13 protein-coding genes are annotated in these 19,406 nt (G+C 65.9%); 6 read left to right on the top strand and 7 right to left on the bottom strand.

All coding sequences use genetic code 11. The features are described 5' to 3' along the window. Positions 1-170 precede the first annotated feature (170 nt). Positions 171-2,168, top strand: a complete 1,998-nt coding sequence (locus PCE31107_RS09925) for a PHA/PHB synthase family protein (RefSeq protein WP_246181779.1) — start codon at positions 171-173, stop codon at positions 2,166-2,168. Here the strand turns inward: PCE31107_RS09925 and PCE31107_RS09920 are convergent. Both PCE31107_RS09920 and phbB read right to left on the bottom strand, forming a co-directional pair. Beyond that, positions 2,150-2,740 (bottom strand): hypothetical protein, encoded by a 591-nt coding sequence (locus tag PCE31107_RS09920; RefSeq protein WP_017232207.1) that lies wholly within the window; start codon positions 2,738-2,740, stop codon positions 2,150-2,152. The two genes, PCE31107_RS09925 and PCE31107_RS09920, sit on opposite strands and share 19 nt — an antisense overlap. A 41-nt stretch (positions 2,741-2,781) precedes the next feature. Then, positions 2,782-3,525, bottom strand: a complete 744-nt coding sequence (phbB, locus tag PCE31107_RS09915; protein WP_150608105.1) for an acetoacetyl-CoA reductase — start codon at positions 3,523-3,525, stop codon at positions 2,782-2,784. 385 nt (positions 3,526-3,910) lie between these two features. Here phbB and PCE31107_RS09910 point away from each other — a divergent pair, with 385 nt between their 5' ends. The 5 genes from PCE31107_RS09910 (at position 3,911) to PCE31107_RS09890 (ending at position 11,850) form a co-directional block, all read left to right on the top strand. Then, complete coding sequence (locus PCE31107_RS09910) at positions 3,911-5,122, top strand: efflux RND transporter periplasmic adaptor subunit (protein WP_150608103.1); 1,212 nt, start codon at positions 3,911-3,913, stop codon at positions 5,120-5,122. Next, the gene (locus PCE31107_RS09905) at positions 5,119-8,319 is read left to right on the top strand and encodes an efflux RND transporter permease subunit (protein ID WP_246181778.1); all 3,201 of its coding nucleotides are present in this window, start codon (positions 5,119-5,121) and stop codon (positions 8,317-8,319) included. The genes PCE31107_RS09910 and PCE31107_RS09905 overlap by 4 nt, the downstream gene beginning before the upstream one ends. Continuing rightward, positions 8,316-9,824: an efflux transporter outer membrane subunit gene (locus tag PCE31107_RS09900; RefSeq protein WP_150608101.1), complete on the top strand. Its 1,509-nt coding sequence runs from the start codon at positions 8,316-8,318 to the stop codon at positions 9,822-9,824. Before PCE31107_RS09905 ends, PCE31107_RS09900 begins: the two co-directional genes overlap by 4 nt. Beyond that, a complete protein-coding gene (locus tag PCE31107_RS09895; protein WP_150608099.1) occupies positions 9,821-10,474 on the top strand; it encodes a TetR/AcrR family transcriptional regulator in 654 nt (217 codons plus the stop codon). Before PCE31107_RS09900 ends, PCE31107_RS09895 begins: the two co-directional genes overlap by 4 nt. Positions 10,475-10,590: 116 nt before the next feature. Continuing rightward, complete coding sequence (locus PCE31107_RS09890) at positions 10,591-11,850, top strand: NAD(P)/FAD-dependent oxidoreductase (RefSeq protein ID WP_150608097.1); 1,260 nt, start codon at positions 10,591-10,593, stop codon at positions 11,848-11,850. Positions 11,851-11,931: 81 nt separating this feature from the next. On the opposite strand, the gene PCE31107_RS09885 is transcribed toward PCE31107_RS09890, so the two are convergent. The 5 genes from PCE31107_RS09885 to PCE31107_RS09865 all read right to left on the bottom strand — a co-directional run bounded on the left by PCE31107_RS09885 (position 11,932) and on the right by PCE31107_RS09865 (position 19,388). Then, on the bottom strand, positions 11,932-12,867 hold the full coding sequence (locus PCE31107_RS09885) for a universal stress protein (RefSeq protein ID WP_174966609.1): 936 nt from the start codon (positions 12,865-12,867) through the stop codon (positions 11,932-11,934). Positions 12,868-13,134: 267 nt separating this feature from the next. Continuing rightward, the gene (locus PCE31107_RS09880; protein WP_130026082.1) at positions 13,135-14,133 is read right to left on the bottom strand and encodes an aldo/keto reductase; all 999 of its coding nucleotides are present in this window, start codon (positions 14,131-14,133) and stop codon (positions 13,135-13,137) included. 171 nt (positions 14,134-14,304) lie between these two features. Further along, on the bottom strand, positions 14,305-15,930 hold the full coding sequence (gene bcsG / locus PCE31107_RS09875) for a cellulose biosynthesis protein BcsG (protein ID WP_130026083.1): 1,626 nt from the start codon (positions 15,928-15,930) through the stop codon (positions 14,305-14,307). Positions 15,931-15,963: 33 nt separating this feature from the next. After that, positions 15,964-18,621: a UDP-forming cellulose synthase catalytic subunit gene (gene bcsA, locus PCE31107_RS09870; protein WP_150608093.1), complete on the bottom strand. Its 2,658-nt coding sequence runs from the start codon at positions 18,619-18,621 to the stop codon at positions 15,964-15,966. Then, complete coding sequence (locus PCE31107_RS09865; RefSeq protein ID WP_150608091.1) at positions 18,618-19,388, bottom strand: cellulose synthase operon protein YhjQ/BcsQ; 771 nt, start codon at positions 19,386-19,388, stop codon at positions 18,618-18,620. Before PCE31107_RS09865 ends, bcsA begins: the two co-directional genes overlap by 4 nt. Positions 19,389-19,406: the final 18 nt, after the last annotated feature.

Genomic DNA, 19,406 nt, shown 5'->3' with positions numbered 1-19,406 from the left:
GCAATTTGTCGCAGATCACGATACGTGCATGACGTCTGCGATATATTTGCCGAAACGCCCCGTGACGCATTGACGTTGCGACACCGGGGGCGTTGCCCAATGCATCCTCCTCGCTTCGACGTCCGCCGCGCGCGTTCGCATGATCGTGGCGAGGTAGAACGGAGTCCGCCATGCCCGCTCGCACTGCCAAGACCTCCGAATCGCCGTCGTCCCCATCGTCTCAGTCTTCCTCCGCATCGCGCTCGCGCGGCACGCCCAAAGCGGCGAATCCGCCGACGCGCCGTGCGACGCCACCTGGCCCGGCGCCGGCCGCCGCAGCGAGCCCTGTCTCTACCACGACGGGAGGCACACCTGCGCCAGTGGAGACGCCCGAGGTCGCGTTTCCATCGTCGGCCACCTCATTTACGGACAGCCTGGACCGCGCCGCGATGGCCGGGACCGCGCGGTTTACCGGCAATGTCTCGCCCGCAGCGGTGGCGCTCGCCTGGGCCGACTGGGCCATGCACGCCGCGACGGCGCCCGGGCATCAGCTCAACGTCTTCAAGGCTTTCGCCGCCATCGACAAGCCCACGGCCAGTGATCGGGCGAAGGCCGGCGGCCCCTCCGTCGCCGACCGGCGTTTCCGCGACCCACTTTGGGATCAACTCCCGTTCGCCTGGTGGCGTGAACGTTTCCTGCGAACGCAGGATTTCGTGGACACGATGACGGGCGAAATCCCGGGCGTCGAGCGGCACCACCGCGACGTGGTGCGCTTCATGGCAAGGCAATGGCTCGATGTATTCTCGCCAGCCAACGTCTGGTTCCTGAATCCAGAAGTCATCAACGCGGTACGCGACACGCACGGGCAAAACCTCGTCAGTGGCGCGCAACGCTGGTGGTCCGACCTGCGCGACATGGCGGCGGGCCACGCGCCGGGTGCGGGGCCCGAGGCGTGCAAAGCGTTCTGCGTTGGCCACGACATTGCCGCGACGCCCGGCAAGGTCGTCTATCGCAACGCGTATTTCGAGTTGCTGCACTACGCCCCGGCGCAGGCGCAGACGTGGCGCGAACCGATTCTCATCGTGCCGTCGTGGCTGCTGAAGTACTACATCCTCGATCTGGAAGCGCAGCATTCACTCGTGCGCTATTTGGTCGCGCAGGGGCATAACGTCTTCATGATGTCGTGGCACAACGCCGGGCCGAAGGCTCGTGGCCGCGGACTGGACGACTACCTGAACGCCGGACTACTGACCGCCCTGCGGGAGGTCCATCGCCTGACGGACAACGTGCCCGTGCATGCCTGCGGCTACTGTCTGGGCGGCACGCTGCTCGCCATCGCGGCAGCGACGCTTGCGCGCGAACACCCGAACGGCGGTGAAGACGGAAGTGAGATCAGTCGCGATCACCGAGGCGGGGACGGACGTTCGAAAGGCAGCGAGGCAGGGAGCCAACTGCTCGCCAGCGTGACGCTGCTGGCCGCGCAATCCGACTTCAGCGAGCCTGGCGAGTTGGGATTGTTTATCGACGCCAGCCAGGTGGCGTATCTCGAAGCGATGATGTGGCGCCAGGGATACATCAGCGGTGAGCAACTCGCGGGGACATTCCAACTGCTCAATTCGCGCGATCTGATCTGGTCGCGGCTCATGCACGACTACCTGCTCGGCAAACCGGCGCAAACGACTGACTTTACGGTGTGGAATGCCGACACCACACGGATACCCGCGCGGCTGCACAGTCAGTGCCTGCGCGAACTGTATCTGAACAATGCATTGGCAACGGGAACACTGAAGGTGGGCGGCCTACCGGTCGCGCTATCGGACATTCGCGTGCCGATGTTCGTGGTGGCGACGGAACGCGACCACATCTCCCCGTGGCGCTCCGTCTACAAGATGCACCTGCTCTACAACGGCGATCTGACGTTTGCGCTCGTCTCGGGCGGGCACAACGTGGGGGTCGTCTGTGAGCCGGGACATCCGACCAGTCACCATCGCGTCGCGACGCGCGTGGCAGGCGCGGCGTATCGCGATCCCGACGAATGGTTCGGCACCACGCCCGCCAAGCCAAGCTCCTGGTGGCCGGCATGGCAGGCGTGGCTGCTCGCGCAGGGCAGCGGCAAATCCGTCGCCACCGCCTGGCCACCGACGCACTCGCTATGCGATGCGCCCGGCGCTTACGTGCTCGAGCGTTGAGCCGGAGCGCCGCCGCGCTTGGGCGGTACGCGCCCGTTGAGTGGCGACTGCTGAGAAACGGCCGCCTCGGTGGCCTGTGCCGCTTGCGTCGACAAGCGTCGCCAGGCGTCCATCGTGCCCAGCGTCGCGTCGTTGAATGCCTGGAACCACTTCTGCAACGGCGCTTCGGCGGCCTTGGCGGCGTCTCCGGGCATTGTGCCCGCCCCCATCAAATCGGGCAGCGTCATCGCACCGGCCATGCCGTGCTGCAGCTCTTCGCCCGTCTTGCGCAAATGCTCGGTCCAGAGCAGTTGATTGTTCGCGCACACCGCCAGCCACTCGCGCCAGAATTCGTTCTGTTGCGCGAGCTGACCGTTGAGCATTTGCAAGTGCGCGGTCAATAGCCCATTGAAGTCCTTGGCGCCGCCGAGCGACTTGGCGGCGTCCGCATGGGCCTTGAGCAATTCGGTATCTCGCTCTGCCTGCAATTGGTGCATGTGTTGCGCCGCTTCCAGCAAAATGCCGTAGGCGCCCAACGCACTCGCCGTGCCGAGCTTGACCATCGTCAGTGCCGGATTCGTTTCCTTTGACATCGTGACTCTCCTGAATAAGTAGTAGGCAGCGTCGCTGCAAGTCACTCCATATGCATGCCACCGTTGATGGCAAGGTTGCTGCCGGTGATGAAACCCGCGTCTTCCGAGGCGAGGAAGGCCACCAGGGCAGCCACCTCATCCGGGCGTCCCAATCGGCCGACCGGAATCTGCGGAAGGATGCGCGATTCGAGCACATCGGCCGGGACCGCCGTGACCATCTTCGTGGCGAGATATCCCGGCGAGATCGTGTTGACGGTCACCCCGGCCTTGGCGACCTCCAGTGCCAGCGACTTGGTGAACCCATGCATGCCGGCCTTCGCTGCGGCATAGTTCGCTTGTCCAAACGCCCCACGGCTGCCATTGACCGACGAAATGTTGATGATGCGGCCCCAGCCGCGCGCGACCATGCCGCCGAAGAGCGGCCGGGTCATGTTGAATACGCTATCCAGATTCGTGCGCAATACCGATTGCCAGTCTTCGGACGTCATCTTGCGCATTGTCGCGTCGCGCGTGATTCCCGCGTTATTGACGAGGATGTCCACCGGACCGGTATCGGATTCGACGGCTTTCGCGCAAGTCTCGCATGACGAAAAATCGGCTACGTCGACACGGTACGCGGCGAACTCGCGGCCCGTGGCGCGCATGCGCTCGACCCACCCTTCGCAATCGTGATTCTGCGGCGAACAGGTGACCGCAACCCGATACCCGGCATCGGCCAGGCGCAGGCTGATGGCCTCACCCAAACCGCCCATACCGCCTGTGACCAAAGCAATGCGTGTTGTCATGGCTATCCGTCTCCGGTGAATGATCGCGAAACGTCAGATACCTCCAGCATAGCCGCGAACCCCCGGCTTTCCGCCGCGCGCGATCCCCCGGCATGCCCTTCGCTTGACTTGGGTCAAAGTCGCCGTCCCACGTGGCATCGTGCGCGCGAAGACTCACCGATGTCCGCGGCGGTTGCGGCGGGCACTCGCTAGGCATCGTACTCCAAATTAATTCGGCGGTTGGCCCTTCCCGGCTTGCCGACAACAATCCAATGACACGCCCCCCGTCGATAGTCACAGGTCGGTGAAAAGTCGTGTGCAGCGCCGTTGCACCACGCGGGCAATCCATATATCATCGCCCGTAGATTTAATCTTGATGTCTCCCTTTGTCAGTTACGAGCGCACGATGCCCCTTCTGCCCGACATCGCACCACGCCGCCTTGCCCAGGCCGTCGCCATCACGGCCATTGCCGCCATATTGAGCGCGTGTTCGCGCAAAGCCCCGCCAGAGGTGCCCCCGCGCCCGGTCGTGGCGGTGGCGGCCAAGGTCGCCGAGCACGCACCCGTTGTGTCGCTACCGGCGCAAATCGAGGCGCGCTACGTCACGCCGCTCTCATTCCGTGTTGCAGGCCAGATCATCGAGCGCAACGTGCGACTCGGCGACGCCGTCAAGGCGGGCCAGATCGTCGCCCGTCTGGATCCGGGCGATCTGTCGAAGCAGGCCGCCAGTGCGCGCGCTCAGCTCGACGCGGCGCAGCACCAACTTGATTACGCGACGCAAACCGTCACCCGTGACCGCGCGCAAGCGCGCGAAAACCTCATCGCCCCGGCGCAACTGGAACAATCAGAGAATGCCTACGCGAGCGCGCTCGCCCAGCGCAATCAGGCGACGCAGCAGGCCGCACTCGCCGGCGATCAGTTGAACTACGGCAGCCTCAAGGCGGATCGCGACGGCGTGATCACCGCCGAGCAAGCCGATACAGGGCAGAACGTCAGCGCTGGTCAGCCGGTTTACCAGTTGGCATGGACGGGCGACGTCGATGTGATTACCGACGTGCCCGAAGTCGTGCTCGGCGCCCTGCGCGTCGGGCTGATGACGACGGTCTCGCTGCCCGCCGTGCCGGGCAAGACGTGGCAAGCGCGGGTGCGTGAAATCGCGCCCGCGGCCGATCCCACGAGCCGCACTTACCGGGCCAAGCTCTCGCTGCTCTCACCCAGTCCCGACGTCAAACTCGGCATGACAGCCAACGTCGCATTCGCACAACCCTTCGCGCCGCCGGTCGCCCCACCTGCGGCACCGGCGACGATATCGGCCACGCCCGCCGCAATGGTGTCCGGCGAGCCCGCCGCCACCCCGCTCGCCGACGGCCCGCCCATCACGCTGCCGTCGACTGCGCTCTTTCACGAGGGCGATCAACCCGCGGTGTGGGTCGTTAAATCCGACGACACGCTGGTGCTGCGACGCGTGAAGATTGCTCGCTACGGCGAGCGCACCGTCACCGTCGCGGGCGGCATTCAACCCGGTGAGCGCGTCGTCTGGCAAGGCGCGCACACCGTCACCGCCGGCGAGAAGGTTCGCGTGATTGCGCCGCTGCACCCCGAGGACTTCGCGTCATGAGCCCGCAGGACGGCAAGCCGCCTGTGCCCGCGGCATCCCCCGCCGCGCCGCCCGCCGCACCCAAGGACTATCGTCACGAGGAGGGTCGTTTCAATCTCTCCGCATGGGCCCTGCGGCATCGCGCGCTCGTGATCTTCCTGATCGCGATGGCCACGATCTTCGGCATTCTGGCCTACTCGCGCCTCGCGCAATCAGAAGATCCGCCCTTCACGTTCCGCGTAATGGTCATCCGCACGTACTGGCCGGGCGCGACCGCCAAACAGGTGCAGGAGCAGGTCACCGACCGGATCGCGCGCAAGCTCCAGGAGATGCCGGCGATCGACTTCCAACGCAGCTATTCACGCCCTGGCGAGTCGCTGCTGTTTTTTTCGATGAAGGATTCGGCGCCCGCGAGCGACGTGCCCGAAGAGTGGTACCAGGTGCGCAAGAAGGTCGGCGACATCGCGTACACCTTGCCTCAGGGCGTGCAAGGGCCGTTCTTCAACGACGAATTCGGCGACGTCTACACGCACATCTTCACGCTCCAGGGCGACGGCTTCGGTCCCGCCCAGTTGCGCGATTACGCCGACTCGTTACGCACCGTGCTGCTGCGGGTGCCGGGCGTGGCGAAGGTCGACTACTTCGGCGACCAGGAGCCGCGCATCTACGTCGAGATCAACAACACACAACTGACGCGACTCGGCATTTCTCCCAGCCAGATCGCCCAGGCCGTGGGCGCGCAGAACGCGGTCTCGCCGGCGGGCACGATCGACACGCCCAACGACCGGCTGGTCGTGCGCCCGAGCGGCCAGTTCCGCAGCGTGGATGACCTTGCCGACACGCTTATCCGCGTGAACAACCGATCCTTCCGGCTGGGCGACATCGCCACGATCAAGCGCGGCTATGTCGACCCGCCCGTCTCGGAGATGCGCTTCGGTGGCAAGCCCGTGCTCGGCATCGGCATCACCATGCAAAAGGGGCAGGACGTCGTTCACCTTGGCAAGGCGCTGGCCGGCAAGATGGGCGAGCTGCGGGCTCAATTGCCCGCAGGCCTCACGCTCACTGAAGTCGCGAGCATGTCGAAGTCTGTGTCACAGTCCGTCGACGACTTCCTCGAAGCGGTGGCCGAAGCCGTCGCCATCGTGCTCATCGTGAGCCTCGTCTCGCTTGGCTTGCGTACCGGCCTGGTGGTCGCCATTTCGATTCCGGTCGTCCTCGCCGTGACGTCGCTGTTCATGTACCTCTTCGACATCGGGCTGCACAAGGTGTCACTCGGCACATTGATTCTGGCGCTCGGGCTGTTGGTGGACGACGCCATCATCGCCGTCGAAATGATGGCCGTGAAGCTCTCCCAAGGCTGGAATCGCAAGCGTGCGGCCGCCTTCGCCTACACGAGCACGGCGTTCCCCATGCTGACCGGCACGCTCGTGACCGTGTCCGGCTTTCTGCCCATTGCCCTGGCGAAGTCGAGCACCGGTGAATACACGCGCTCGATCTTCGAGGTCTCGGCCATTGCGCTGCTCGCATCGTGGCTGGCCGCCGTCGTGCTCATTCCGCTGCTCGGCTACAAGCTGTTGCCCGAGCGAGCCCGCGAGGCCCATCACGGCGACGATCATGAGCACGAGGTCTACGACACCCGCTTCTACAATCGCCTACGCGGCTGGCTGACATGGTGCATCGAGCGCCGCTTCATTGTGCTCGCCGTCACCGTCGTGCTGTTCCTGATTTCGATGGCTGCCTTCTCGCTCGTGCCCCAGCAGTTTTTCCCGAGTTCCGATCGGCCCGAACTGATGGTCGATCTCCGTCTGCCGGAAGGGGCGTCGTATCAAGCGACTCTGCGCGAGACGCAACGTCTGGAAAAATTGCTCAAGGGTCGGAAAGAGATCGATCACACGGTGAGCTTTGTCGGCACCGGCGCGCCCCGCTTCTATCTGCCGCTCGATCAGCAACTGCCCACGCCGAACTTCGCGCAACTGGTTGTTACCGCCAAGTCCGTGGACGATCGCGAGGCGCTCGCCCAATGGCTCGAGCCGACGCTGCGCGAGGCCATGCCCGGTGTGCGCACCCGGTTGTCGCGACTGGAAAACGGACCACCCGTCGGCTTTCCCGTGCAGTTTCGCGTGAGCGGCGACGACATTGGCACGGTGCGCAAGATTGCCGAGCAGGTGGCGGCCGTCATGCGCAAGAACGGTGACACCGCCGATGTCCAGTTCGACTGGGACGAGCCCTCACAACGCTCGGTGCGCTTTGAAGTCGACCAGCAGAAGGCACGTGCACTGGGCGTGAGTTCGACGGATATCTCGAACTTCATCGCCATGACGCTCACGGGCTACGACATCAGCCAATACCGCGAACGCGACAAGCTGATCTCGATCACACTGCGCGCGCCCAAGGCCGAGCGGGTGGATCCGGCGAAGCTCGCCACGCTCGCCATGCCCACGCCGAACGGCCCGGTACCGTTGGCCACGCTGGGGCACGTGGTGAACGACCTGGAATATGGCGTGATCTGGGAGCGCGACCGGCAGCCGACGCTCACCGTGCGCTCGGACGTGCGCGCGGGCAAGCAAGGGATCGACGTGACCGACGCCGTCTACCGATCGCTCGGCGACATTCGCCGGGCCCTCCCGGTGGGTTATCGCATCGAGATCGGCGGATCGGTCGAAGAGTCCGCCAAGGGACAGTCGTCGATCATGGCGCAGATGCCGATCATGATCATCGCGGTGCTCACACTCCTGATGATTCAGCTCCAGAGCTTCGCGCGCACCTTGCTCGTGGTGCTCACGGCCCCGCTCGGCATGATCGGCGTGGTCGCCACGTTGCTGCTATTCGGCAAGCCGTTCGGTTTCGTGGCAATGCTCGGCGTGATCGCGATGTTCGGCATCATCATGCGAAACTCGGTGATCCTGGTCGACCAGATCGAACAGGACATCGCCGCTGGACACCCGCGCTTCGACGCCATCGTGAGCGCCACGGTACGGCGCTTCCGGCCAATCACGCTCACCGCCGCCGCCGCCGTGCTCGCGCTGATCCCTTTGCTGCGCAGCAACTTCTTCGGCCCGATGGCCACGGCGTTGATGGGCGGCATCACCAGCGCCACGATCCTGACCGTGTTTTTCCTGCCGGCGCTGTACGCCACGGCATTCCGCGTGCGTCACGACGAACGTGCCTCGCCCGCCGACCCCGCACACGCGGCTAACCCGCAAGGAGACCGCTCATGATGCCGCGCCTCGCCCGGCGCTGGTGCGCCCCGCTCGTTCCGATCCTCCCACTGTGGCTGAGCGCCTGCGCGTTCACCCCGGGCGACACGCCGCCGGTCATGCCCTCGCCCGCGCACTATGGCGCCAGCGCGCTGCCCGCGCATACCGACATGGCGCAGGGCACGGCACAGCAGTTCGACGTGGGCGCGGCCCCCGTGAGCGCGTGGTGGCATGCCTATCGCTCGGACACCCTCAATGCCCTCGTCGACGAAGGGCTGCGCAACAGCCCCTCCCTGTCCTCGGCGGAGCATGCCTTGCAGGGCGCGCGCGAGCAGTTGAAAGCGCAGATCGGCGCGTCGCTCTTCCCGTCGATCGACCTTGGCGGTGAAGCGGCACGCGAGCGCAATCTCGGCATCCCGAATCTCGGACCGCCGACGGCGCTGTACAACATGTTCGTGGGACAGGTGCAGGCACGCTACACGTTCGACTTTTTCGGCGCCGCTCGCTTCGCCGATGCGGCGCTGGCGGCCCAGGTCGATCAGCAGGCGTTCCAGCTCGAATCGGCGCGGCAGGCGCTCGCGGCGAATATCGTCTCCGGCGCCATCGGGGCGTCGGTGCTCGGCGCACAGGTCAAGGCGACCGAGCGGCTCGTCGAACTGGCGCAGGCCGACGCCACGGAGATGGCCCGGCGAGAGGGGCTCGGCGCCGTCTCCCGCGCCGACGCGCTGGCGTCAGCACAAAACGCCGAGACGCTCGCGGCGTCGCTACCCGGCCTGCGCGCGCAGTGGCAGTCCACGCGCCACGCATTGGCCGTGTTGCTGGGCCGCACGCCCGATCGCGCCCCCGACGATGTGCCGCTGGGCGCGCTGAAGGTTCCCGAACGGGTGCCGGTCGTCGTGCCGTCGACGTTGCTGCAATCGCGGCCCGACATCCAGGCGGCCGAGATGGCCCTCAAGGCGGCCTCGGCCGAGGTCGGCGTGGCCACAGCGCAGATGTTCCCGAGTCTGACGCTCAGCGCGTCGATGGGCAAAGGCGGTTTCCATTGGCCGATGGTGCTTTCCGGCGCCGGGGCGCTCTGGAGCGTAGCCGCGTCGATCTCGCAGCCGATCTTCCACGGTGGCGCATTGCTCGCGCAGCGTCGGGCAGCGAGTGCCACTTATGCGGCCGCGCTCGACCGATACAAGCAGACGGTGCTCTCCGCCTTCAAGAACGTGGCCGATACGTTGGCGTCGCTCGAAGCGGACAACACATCGCTGCGGCACGCGGACCTTGCCAGCGCGGCGGCCGAGCAGATCTATCGCGACACGGCCGCCCGCGTGCGTCTGGGCGCCCTGCCGGTGTCGGCTGCGCGCGGGCGCGAACAGCAGTACTGGAGCGCCTATCTCACGACAGTGCGTGCAACCGGCGCACGTTTGTCGGATACTGCCCTCCTCTTTTACGCGATGGGGGTGCCGCCAGCGCCAGCGGCCGACACGGCCCAGACCGCTGAGGCCACACGCCCCGCGCACGACGTTGTCCGACAATGACTGCCATATCGACCCCACGGGGCCGTCGCCCCAAACACCTGCCCGAAGGCCGTGCGGCGTTGCTTGCCGCCGCCATCGACGCCTTTTCGCAACTGGGCTACGACGGCGCCAACCTGCGTGGCATCGCGCGGGCGGCGAAGGTCGACGCCAGCCTGGTGCGCGTGCACTTCGGCTCGAAGGAGCAACTGTGGCGCGCATGCGTGGACACGCTCGAAGGCGCGCTCACGGGTCCGAGCGAGCGGCTTCGCGCGTTGTCACTCGACACTGCGCGTCCGGTGACCGATCGTCTCAAGGAGGCCATTGCGATCATCGCCGCCCACGCCATCAACCATCCGGAGCACAAGCAGTTCATCACGCAGCACGCATCGGAGACCGGCGAGCGCGGTGCCATCCTGCACCGCCATCTGGTGATGCCCGTCTACGACGGCATGGAGCCCCTCATCGTGCAGGGCATGCAGGCGGGTGTCGTGCGTGCCGAACATCCGGCCATGTACTTTTGCGTGCTTGTTCACGCCCTGCACCCACCGCCCGGCTCCCCGGTGCTGATGCAATTGATTGCGCCGCAGGTCGGCGGCGATGCCTTCGGGCCGGCCCTGATCAAGCAGGTCGAAAGCCTGTTCTTCGCCGAACCCAACGGCCCAAAGGACTGACGCCCGTCAGCGCCAAGCGACGCGGCAGTGTCACGAACACATCTTGACGGTATCCGGGACGCGACAGGCGCGCCGATGCATTACACTGGCGGCCGCCTTCTTTTGCTTTCATCCTCATGTCAGAAGCTATCTCCACCACCGTCATTCTCGGCGCCGGTCAAGCCGGCGGCGAAACCGCCCTCGCCCTGCGTCAGTTGGGCTATGCCGGGCGCATCGTGCTCGCCGGCAGCGAGAGCCATCTGCCGTATCGCCGCCCGCCGCTCTCGAAAGCGTTTCTGTCCGGTCAGGCCGATGAAGCCAGCCTGCTGATCCGTCCAGCGGACGCCTGGGAGAAGGCCGAGATCGACGTGCGTCTGGGAGTGACGGCCACTGCCATCGACCGCGCGGCGCGCACCGTCGCGTTCGACGACGGCCAGGCACTGAGCTACGACCATCTGGTGCTGGCGCTTGGCGGCCGCGTGCGCCATCTGCCCATTCCGGGCGGCGACGCCCCGAACGTCTACTACCTGCGCAACATCGCCGACGCGACGCGTCTGCGCGAAGCGCTCGCACCGGGCAAGCGTGTCGTCGTGGTCGGCGGCGGCTACATCGGGCTGGAAGTGGCGGCAACCGCCGTCAAGGCGGGCTCCGCGGTGACCGTGCTCGAAGCGGCCCCCCGCCTGCTGGCCCGCGTGGCGGAAGCCGATCTGGCGGACTTTTTCGCAGCGCTGCACCGCGAGAACGGCGTCGACGTGCAGGTCGGTGTCGGCGTGACGGCGCTTGAGCGGGATGCGGCTGGCCAAGTGGTCGCGGTCGTGGCCGGCGACAAGCGCCTGCCGGCCGACGTAGTGGTCGTTGGCATTGGTCTCGTTCCGAACACCGAGCTGGCTCAGGCTGCGGGGCTGGCCGTCGAGAACGGCATCGTCGTCGACGAATTTGCCCGTACGAGCGACCCGGACATTCTGGCGGTGGGCGACTGTGCGCATCACGAACACCCGGCGCTGGGCCGCCGCATTCGTCTGGAATCGGTGCCGAGCGCGAGCGAAATGGCCAAGGTGGCCGCGAGCGTGGTTCATGGCGATGCCCCCAAGGCCGTCGCGACCGCGCCGTGGTTCTGGTCCGATCAGTTCAACGCGAAGCTGCAAATGGTTGGCCTGACCGACGGCCATGACGCCATGATCGAGCGCCGCTTGCCGGACGCGCAAGGCGCCGCCGTGTTCATGCGCTTCTATCTGCGCGAAGGTGCCGTCGTGGCGGCCGTGAGCATCAATCGGGCACAGGAGTTTCTGGCGGCACGCGAACTCGTCGGTCGCCGCGCCGTGGTCGACCCGGTGCGTCTGGCCGACGCCGCCACGCCCCTCAAAACGCTTCTCGCAGAACTCGGGCCGGCCGCCTGAGGCCGAACGCCTCCTTCTGATGTGCCAAACACGCCGGGCGCTTCCGCCCGGCGATCAACGCGCCGCCTGACGGCATGCGTGTCACTCCACCGGTGCGTGCGCGGGCAACAGCAACACCGGCCGACCCGCGTGACGGGCCGTGTCCTCCGCGACGCTGCCCAGCGTGAAGCGCCGGAACCCGCGCCGCCCGTGCGTGCCAAGCACGATGACATCGGCGTCGGTCTCTTTGCCTGCGCAGATAATCTGATCGGCAACCCCCTCGCCGACTGGCTGAACCTCTCGCAACTCTACGTCGCCGGGCACGCCCGCCTCGTGCAGGCGTCGCGTCGCCCACTTCAGCGCCTGCTCGCCCACGGCGCGCACCGCGCCAAGCAGCGGGGCCGAGTCGAAGCCTTCGGGAAATGGCCCCGGCATATCCAGTACATGGACGACGCGCAACGACGCCGCATGCGCGCGAGCGAGCGACAGCGCGTATTCGAAGGCACGGCGCGACGTCTCGCTGTCGTCGAGCGCGACGAGTATCCGTTCGTAGTGTCCGCCCGCACGCAACGGCGAATGCGGACGTGCCTCGCCCGCCACCAGCATCACCGGCACCTCCGCGCTGCGCAGAATCTGTTCGGCGACGCTGCCCAGCATGGCGCGTCGCACACCACCCCGGCCGTGCGTGCCGACGATGATGATGTCGGCGCCCCACTCGTTGGCCTCGCGAGTGATGGCCTCGGGCACGGTCTCGCCGGTCGTGCGCAGATCGAACAAATGCGCCTGTGGGTCGAGCCCTTCCTCGCGCAGATACAGCACCGCGCGCGCCAGATGTTCCTCGCCCTCGCGCTGCATGTCGCGACGCACCTGCTCCAGGTCGATGAGCTTGGCGAAGGCGGAAGTCACCGGCGTGACGGGATCTTCCACCGTGTGAATGACGCGGATCATGTCGCCGTTGCGCGCAAAGGCGGCCGCCTCGCGCAGCGCACGGCGTGACGATTCGCTACCGTCGGTCGCCAGCAGAATGCGTTTTGTCATGAGCAGCCTCGCAAGGAGCATCAGAGGAAGGCCTCGCACGCAGGCAGCGTGTCCGGCATCGTGCCGCCGCGCCAGTCGCTTCGACTGTCGAATCGTGACACGATGCAACTACTATAGCGCTCGATCGTAGCCGACGACTACCTTCGCGGGCTCGGGAATCCCCCTTAAGACGCGCTTGCTTGATGCAACGCAAAAACGACACAGGCCCGACGCATCGGGCCTGTGTAGGGTGTGAGTCCAGCAAAAAACGGGGGCGGGACGTTGCGCTTATCGGGCGGCGTCGCCCCAGCGATAAGCATGCGACGCGTCGTCGAGCTTCGCCTTGAGGCCGGCGTCGAGCGCGTAGTCGACAGTACCGAGTGTTTCGGTCAATTGTTCGACGCGGCTCGCGCCGATAATCGCCGACGTGACCACCGGGTTCGCCAGCACCCAGGCGAGCGACAGACGCGTCAGCGACTCACCCGCGTCCTTCGCAATGCCTTTGAGCGACTCGATCGTCTCGAACTCACGCTCGTGCCAGTAGCGCTGCTGGTACATCGAGCCGGCCTTGCCGACCGTCGCCGTGGTGAAGCGACCCTCGCTCGGCGCGGCGTCGTGTCGGTATTTGCCCGTCAGCAATCCGCCGGCGAGCGGGTTGTAAGGGATGACCGCCAGACCCTCTTCACTGGCCAGCGGCAGCAGTTCGCGCTCGATCTGACGGAACAGCAGGTTGTAGCGCGGCTGCACCGACACGAAGCGTGCCACGCGCAGCACGTCGGCGCGGCCCAGGGCACGTGCGAGGCGATAGGCGAGGTAATTCGACACGCCGACGTAGCGGGCCTTGCCCGACTTCACAATGGTGTCGAGCGCCTCGAGCGTTTCGTCGATGGGCGTGTCGGTGTCGTCGGAATGCAGTTGGTACAGGTCGACGTAGTCGGTTCCCAAGCGGCGCAGCGACGCATCGATGGCATCGAGCAGATGCTTGCGCGACGCCCCCTTGTCCCACGGTGACGGCCCCATCTGGCCGCAAGCTTTGGTCGCGACGATGAACTGGCTACGGCGCCCCTTGAGCCAACGACCGACGATCTCCTCCGTACGCCCGGACAACGAGATGTCGGCGCCGAGCGGGTAGACGTCGGCAATATCGATGAAGTTGACGCCCGCGTCGGCGGTACGGTCGAGAATCGCATGGCTGGCGGCTTCCTCGGTTTGCAGGCCGAACGTCATGGTACCCAGGCACAAGCGGGAAACGCTCAGGCCGGTGCGGCCGAATTTGGTGTATTGCACAGTAACTCCCGGAAGTTTCGAATGCGTCCATGCCAGGCGACGATCGCGGGCCTCGCCGGCCACGCGCGCTGGCAAGAGCGCACAGTATGCGCGATTCCGGGAAAACGCGTGCGCAAGCCCGAACACGCATTCGCGTGCGGATCCGGCGAGGACTCGCGCAGGGTCGGCGCGTCACTCCATCGATTTGAGGTCCACCCAGACACCGTCCGTGCCTCGAATGAGCTGCTTGCCGCCGTACTTCATCACGGTGGTCTGCTCGTTCGCCGACACGAAGGCCGTCTGCGGTAAATCAGCCGCGTATGACGCCAGATCGGGCGTTCCCGCGAACGGATTGTTCGCGATGAGATGCGAAACCAGTGTCATCAGCGCCAGATAGCTCGTGGGTGTGGAAATCGTGATGGGCGTGCCGTGGCTCGCCCCCGCCCCGTTGCCGAAGCCCACGAGCTTCACCGCCACCGGCACATGCGTGATCTGCGGCAGCGGCACCTCGCGCATGCCCGAGACCTGCAGCTTGCTGCCCCGCAGCGCCGCGCCGTGCTCAGGCACGAACACCACCACCGCCTTGCGGCCCGACCGGGCAATGGTGTCGATGAACTGACCAAAATCGTCGAACATCGCCTTCACCCGTATCGGATAGCTCTGCGCGCTGGGCAGTCGCGAGCCTTCGAGACGGTTGCCGTCGTGCAGCGAGATCGTGTTGTAGTAGAGTGCGACGCGCTTGTCGGGCATGGCCATACGCTGCTGCCACCACGTTTGCAGCACGTCGCCATCCGAGCGGACCGGGGTTTCGTCGAACGAGCGCATGGCCACACGCGTGCGCGTGTTATCGAACGGCGTGATGCCCTGCATGCCGAAGTTCTGCTGAACCTCCTGCATGAAGTTGTCGAAATGCCCGTCGTGGTTCATTGCGAGCGACGGCGTAAAGCCGAGCTGCTTCAGGTCACTCATCACGTAGCATTGCGGGCCGGCCGGATCGTACAGTGCCTTGTGCGTCGGCTGGCCGCAGCCGGCGCGCAGCACACGAATGGCGGCCGGGCCGCTATAGCTCGCCGCGGAGTTGAAGTTCTTGAAGACGAAATCGAAGCGCGAGAGCAGCGGCAGGTTGGCGAGATTGTCGACGTCGAGATCGTCCTGCGCGAGCGAACAGATGTGCAGGAAGATGATGTCGAAGTCCGGGCCGGCCCCGGTCTGCGCGGGCATCGCGACGGCGCGCGTCAGTTCGCGGGAGTAGAAGCCATCGAGTGCGGCATCCGGACTCGCGGCCAACGGCACCTCGCCGTCACCCGACACGAATTCGTTCACGCCGGCGGTCGCTGCGCCCTCTCCCGCTGGCTGCGCGGCCGGGGTATCGCCCTGCGCCGCGACTACCGGCGCGACCGGCCCGAGCGCGCCAAAGCGCAGCACGAGGGGCACGATCACGAGCGCGAGCATCACGAAGGTCGTCACGCGAACCCAGCGGTTCACGATCCAGTAGACGAGCGTCAGGATCGCGAGCAGCAGCCAGAATTGCGTCGGCACGAAGCGTCCGAGCAGCTCGATCAGGTACGAGAACCGGAATTGCAGCAGCGCCGGCAACTGCTCGACGAAACGGGCGAACGGCGGCAGGTTCGAATCGTAATAGAGCAGCGCCGCGCCGGCCGGCAGAGCGATCACCTGTCGCCCGATGCGCGCCCAGCGCGGGCGCAGCCGGATCGCGAGCAGCACCGCGAAGAGGAAGTTCGGCAGCACGTGAAAGCCGATGATGCCGGCCCACAGGAGCAGCAGCTTCAGGATGAAATAGAGGTTCCAGATGCCCATCGTATGCGTCCCTGAGTGCCGGTGTTGTCCGGCTTACGTCTGGCGTGCGCTGCGCAGGCGATCCTGCCAGCGCGTCACGAGTTTGCCCAGCAAGTAATTCGCCAGCACCTGATAACCGCGCAGCCCCATCGCGAGCATCTCGAAGAGCGCCTTGATCGGTTCGTCGCGCGTGCGCTCGACATCCCAGTCGCGCCAGGCGTCGGCACGGCCGAACGTGAATTGCACAAGATGTTTGTCCTGCGCCACCGTGAGCGGCATGAACGAGAGAAACAGCGCCTGCCCGCGCACCCCGACCACGCGCACCGGAAAACCATACTCCGTGGCGCCGCGCGCGAGTGCGACCTGCGCCTCGGTGCCCTCGCGCAACGCGAGGGGCACGGGCAGTTGCAGCGCCAGACCACCGCCCGAGAAGTCGCGCGTGTAGCACGCCATCGCGCGCCCGTCCGGCAGATACAGCGTGGCGGGCATGCGCATTGACACCCGGTGCGTGCGGCGCACCTGCCGCACCTCGGTCGCTACCGCCACCGCCGCGCCCAGCACCGCCAGATTGAACGTCACCCACCCCACGTTGAAGATCAACGCGCCCATCTCATGCGCCGGCCCGTAGAAGTAGCGCAAGACGCCCGCGAGGAAGGCCAGGACGTTGAACCCGAGCAGCACCAGGTAAGGCTTCGAGATATTCCAGTCGAAGAAGCTCTGTTCGATCAGGCCGCCTTTGGCCGTCACGTTGAATTTGCCGTAACGCGGGTTGATGAACGCCACCGTCGTGGGTAACGCCACGTACCACGCCAGCACGGCTTCATAGACATCTGACCAGAACGAATGGCGATACTTGCCCTGGATGCGAGAGTTGGCGATATTCGCGTGTGCAATGTGCGGTAACACATAGGCGCAGATGCTCAGGGCCGCCGCCTGCACGATATGCAATCCGAAAAACAGATAGGCGATCGGTGCGAGCAAGAAGATGATGCGCGGAATGCCGTAGAAGAAATGCAGCATGCCGTTCGCGTAGCAGATCCGCTGTCCGAACTTCAATCCGCGTCCGAAGAGCGGGTTGTCGACGCGGAAGATCTGCGCCATGCCGCGTGCCCAGCGAATGCGCTGGCCCACGTGACCGGAGAGCGACTCGGTCGCAAGTCCCGCCGCCTGCACCACTTTCAGGTACACGGTGTTCCAGCCGCGACGGTGCATCTTGAGCGCCGTGTGGGCGTCTTCCGTCACCGTCTCGACGGCGACACCCCCGACTTCGTCGAGTGCGGTACGTCGCAATACGGCGCAGGAGCCGCAGAAGAACGAGGCATTCCAGAAGTCGTTGCCGTCCTGCACGATCCCGTAGAACAGTCGCCCTTCGTTGGGCACCGCCCCGCGCGTGGCGAGGTTGCGCTCGAACGGATCGTCGGAGAAAAAGTGGTGCGGGGTTTGCACGAGCGAGCAGCGCGGGTCCTTGAGGAAGGCACCCATCGTCGTCTGCAGGAACGAGCGCACGGGAATGTGATCGCAGTCGAAAATGGCGACGAACTCGCCCTGTGTCTTGCCCAGCGCATGGTTGATGTTGCCCGCCTTGGCATGCCGATTGTCGGGACGCGTCATGTAGTGCACGCCCGCGAGCGCAGCGAATTCACGCATCTCGTCGCGGCGTCCGTCGTCGAGCAGGTAGATATTGAGCTTCTCGGGTGGCCAGTCGATCCCGCAGGCGGCATACACCGTCGGGCGCACCACGTCGAGGCCCTCGTTGTACGTGGGAATATAGATGTCGACACTGGGCCACTCACGCGTGTCCGGCGGCAGCGGCGTGATGCGGCGCTGTAACGGCCAGACCGTCTGGATGTAGCCAAACAGCAGGATCATCCACGTGTACATCTCGGCGGCCACGAGCGTGTAGCCGACCACTGCCTCGGGCAACGTGTCGAACGCCAGCGATTGCGTGAGACGCCACCATACGTAGCGGATCGTGGAGATCAACGACAAGCCGATCAGCACAAGCACCGAATACTGACTGTCGAGCCGGCGGAATACTAACGCCAGCGTTAGCGTGCAGATAGAAAACAGCAACTGCTCGAACGGCGCGAACGGTGTCGTGACGATCCAGAACACGCCGATCATGCCGAGCAGCGCGACAACGGCCGATGTGACACGCCACTGCATCACACGCTCGAGTTGCGCGTCGAAGCGATGGGCGAGTTGCGCGGGCGTGTCGGGCGGAATGCCGAAGAGCGTCTGCACCAGCCACAGTCGCACGCGTTCGTTGTTGTCCCGGAGCGCCAGCCAGCCAACGTACGGTGGGAATGCCGGGCGCCGATCGGCCCGGCGCCACACCAGTGCCTGCATCATCTGCCCGACGCTCGCATCGACCGGGACGTCGAGCCGATGCGTGACACGTGCGTTGATCCAAGCCAGTGCGCGCGCGGGATAATCGGTGCGTCCGGCGCGAGGCGGCGGAAACAGGAGACGCAACCACCAGTCGCGCCATTGATCCAACCGATTCACCTCAAGTCGCATCGCCAGGCGCGTCACCGCATGGTCGCCGACCTGCGTGACCCAGCGTCGATGACCTGGCGAACGCAAGGTCGCCGCAAGCGTCCATTGCAGAAAACTTGGCGGGCGTCCGTCCGCGCGCGGCGGCACCGCGAGACGCACCACCAGAATCTCGCGGCCGAGCTGGTAGAGGGAGCCCAGTGCGTCGCTTATCATGCGCTGCCCCCGGTGCCGGTCGCGGCATCAATCGGCGACGTGGCGCGTAGCAGCCACGCGGCCAAATGGGCGAGATCGAGTGCAGCCTGCGAGCCCTGTCCTCCCATGGCCAGGGTCTGGCCGCTGGCCGCCACCGTGCCGATCGCGTCATCACGGTGAATGCGCAACGGCACACTGGCGTCGCCCGCGCGCGACTGGATCAGATGGAGGAGATCGTTGTTGAGCGCAGAATTGGCGGCAGCGAAGTTCGGCACCATCCGCGCGCGGCCCGCGCATGCCGCGATCAGGTCCGGCTGCGTGACATAGCCGGTCGTCGTCACGGGCACCACGCCAAGGACGAGGTCGGCCACCGCCAGGGCGGCCTGGGCGATGGCATCGGGCAAGCGCTGCGTGTCCATGAGGACGCGCGTGCCCTCGGGCAAACCCATCGCGTCTAGATGACGACGCAGCCCGCCGGCGTCCTGGCGCAGCCATTGGCCGATGGCGCTCTGACTCGCCGCCTCGCTGCGACCGGCAGGCAGCAGCGGCACGTGCGCTGGCGTCTCGCGCAGCACACTATGCCAGCCGTCCGGCGCAACGCTCGGCGACAGCACGCCTGCCGCGCACGTCTCGCGCAATCCGAGCAGCGCACCGATGCTGTTTTGTGCGTCGAGTTCGAGCACGGCGACCGGATGCGATGCCTGCGCGAGTTCTGCGGCCAGATGGGCCGTCACCGTACTGCGCCCCGCGCCACCGGCGCTGGAAACAACGGCAATGAGTGTCAGCATGTGGCCCCCTTCCCGGCC

Source organism: Pandoraea cepalis, from assembly GCF_902459625.1.
Classification (GTDB): Bacteria; Pseudomonadota; Gammaproteobacteria; order Burkholderiales; family Burkholderiaceae; genus Pandoraea; species Pandoraea cepalis.
The sequence above is the reverse complement of the archived record's forward strand: the minus strand, read 5'-3'. Positions and strand labels throughout refer to the sequence as shown.

Coding starts and splice junctions, on each gene's coding strand:
- PCE31107_RS09925 (WP_246181779.1), top strand. CDS start 171: ATGCCCGCTCGCACTGCCAAGACCTCCGAATCGCCGTCGTCCCCATCG.
- PCE31107_RS09920 (WP_017232207.1), bottom strand. CDS start 2,740: ATGTCAAAGGAAACGAATCCGGCACTGACGATGGTCAAGCTCGGCACG.
- phbB (WP_150608105.1), bottom strand. CDS start 3,525: ATGACAACACGCATTGCTTTGGTCACAGGCGGTATGGGCGGTTTGGGT.
- PCE31107_RS09910 (WP_150608103.1), top strand. CDS start 3,911: ATGCCCCTTCTGCCCGACATCGCACCACGCCGCCTTGCCCAGGCCGTC.
- PCE31107_RS09905 (WP_246181778.1), top strand. CDS start 5,119: ATGAGCCCGCAGGACGGCAAGCCGCCTGTGCCCGCGGCATCCCCCGCC.
- PCE31107_RS09900 (WP_150608101.1), top strand. CDS start 8,316: ATGATGCCGCGCCTCGCCCGGCGCTGGTGCGCCCCGCTCGTTCCGATC.
- PCE31107_RS09895 (WP_150608099.1), top strand. CDS start 9,821: ATGACTGCCATATCGACCCCACGGGGCCGTCGCCCCAAACACCTGCCC.
- PCE31107_RS09890 (WP_150608097.1), top strand. CDS start 10,591: ATGTCAGAAGCTATCTCCACCACCGTCATTCTCGGCGCCGGTCAAGCC.
- PCE31107_RS09885 (WP_174966609.1), bottom strand. CDS start 12,867: ATGACAAAACGCATTCTGCTGGCGACCGACGGTAGCGAATCGTCACGC.
- bcsG (WP_130026083.1), bottom strand. CDS start 15,930: ATGGGCATCTGGAACCTCTATTTCATCCTGAAGCTGCTGCTCCTGTGG.
- bcsA (WP_150608093.1), bottom strand. CDS start 18,621: ATGATAAGCGACGCACTGGGCTCCCTCTACCAGCTCGGCCGCGAGATT.
- PCE31107_RS09865 (WP_150608091.1), bottom strand. CDS start 19,388: ATGCTGACACTCATTGCCGTTGTTTCCAGCGCCGGTGGCGCGGGGCGC.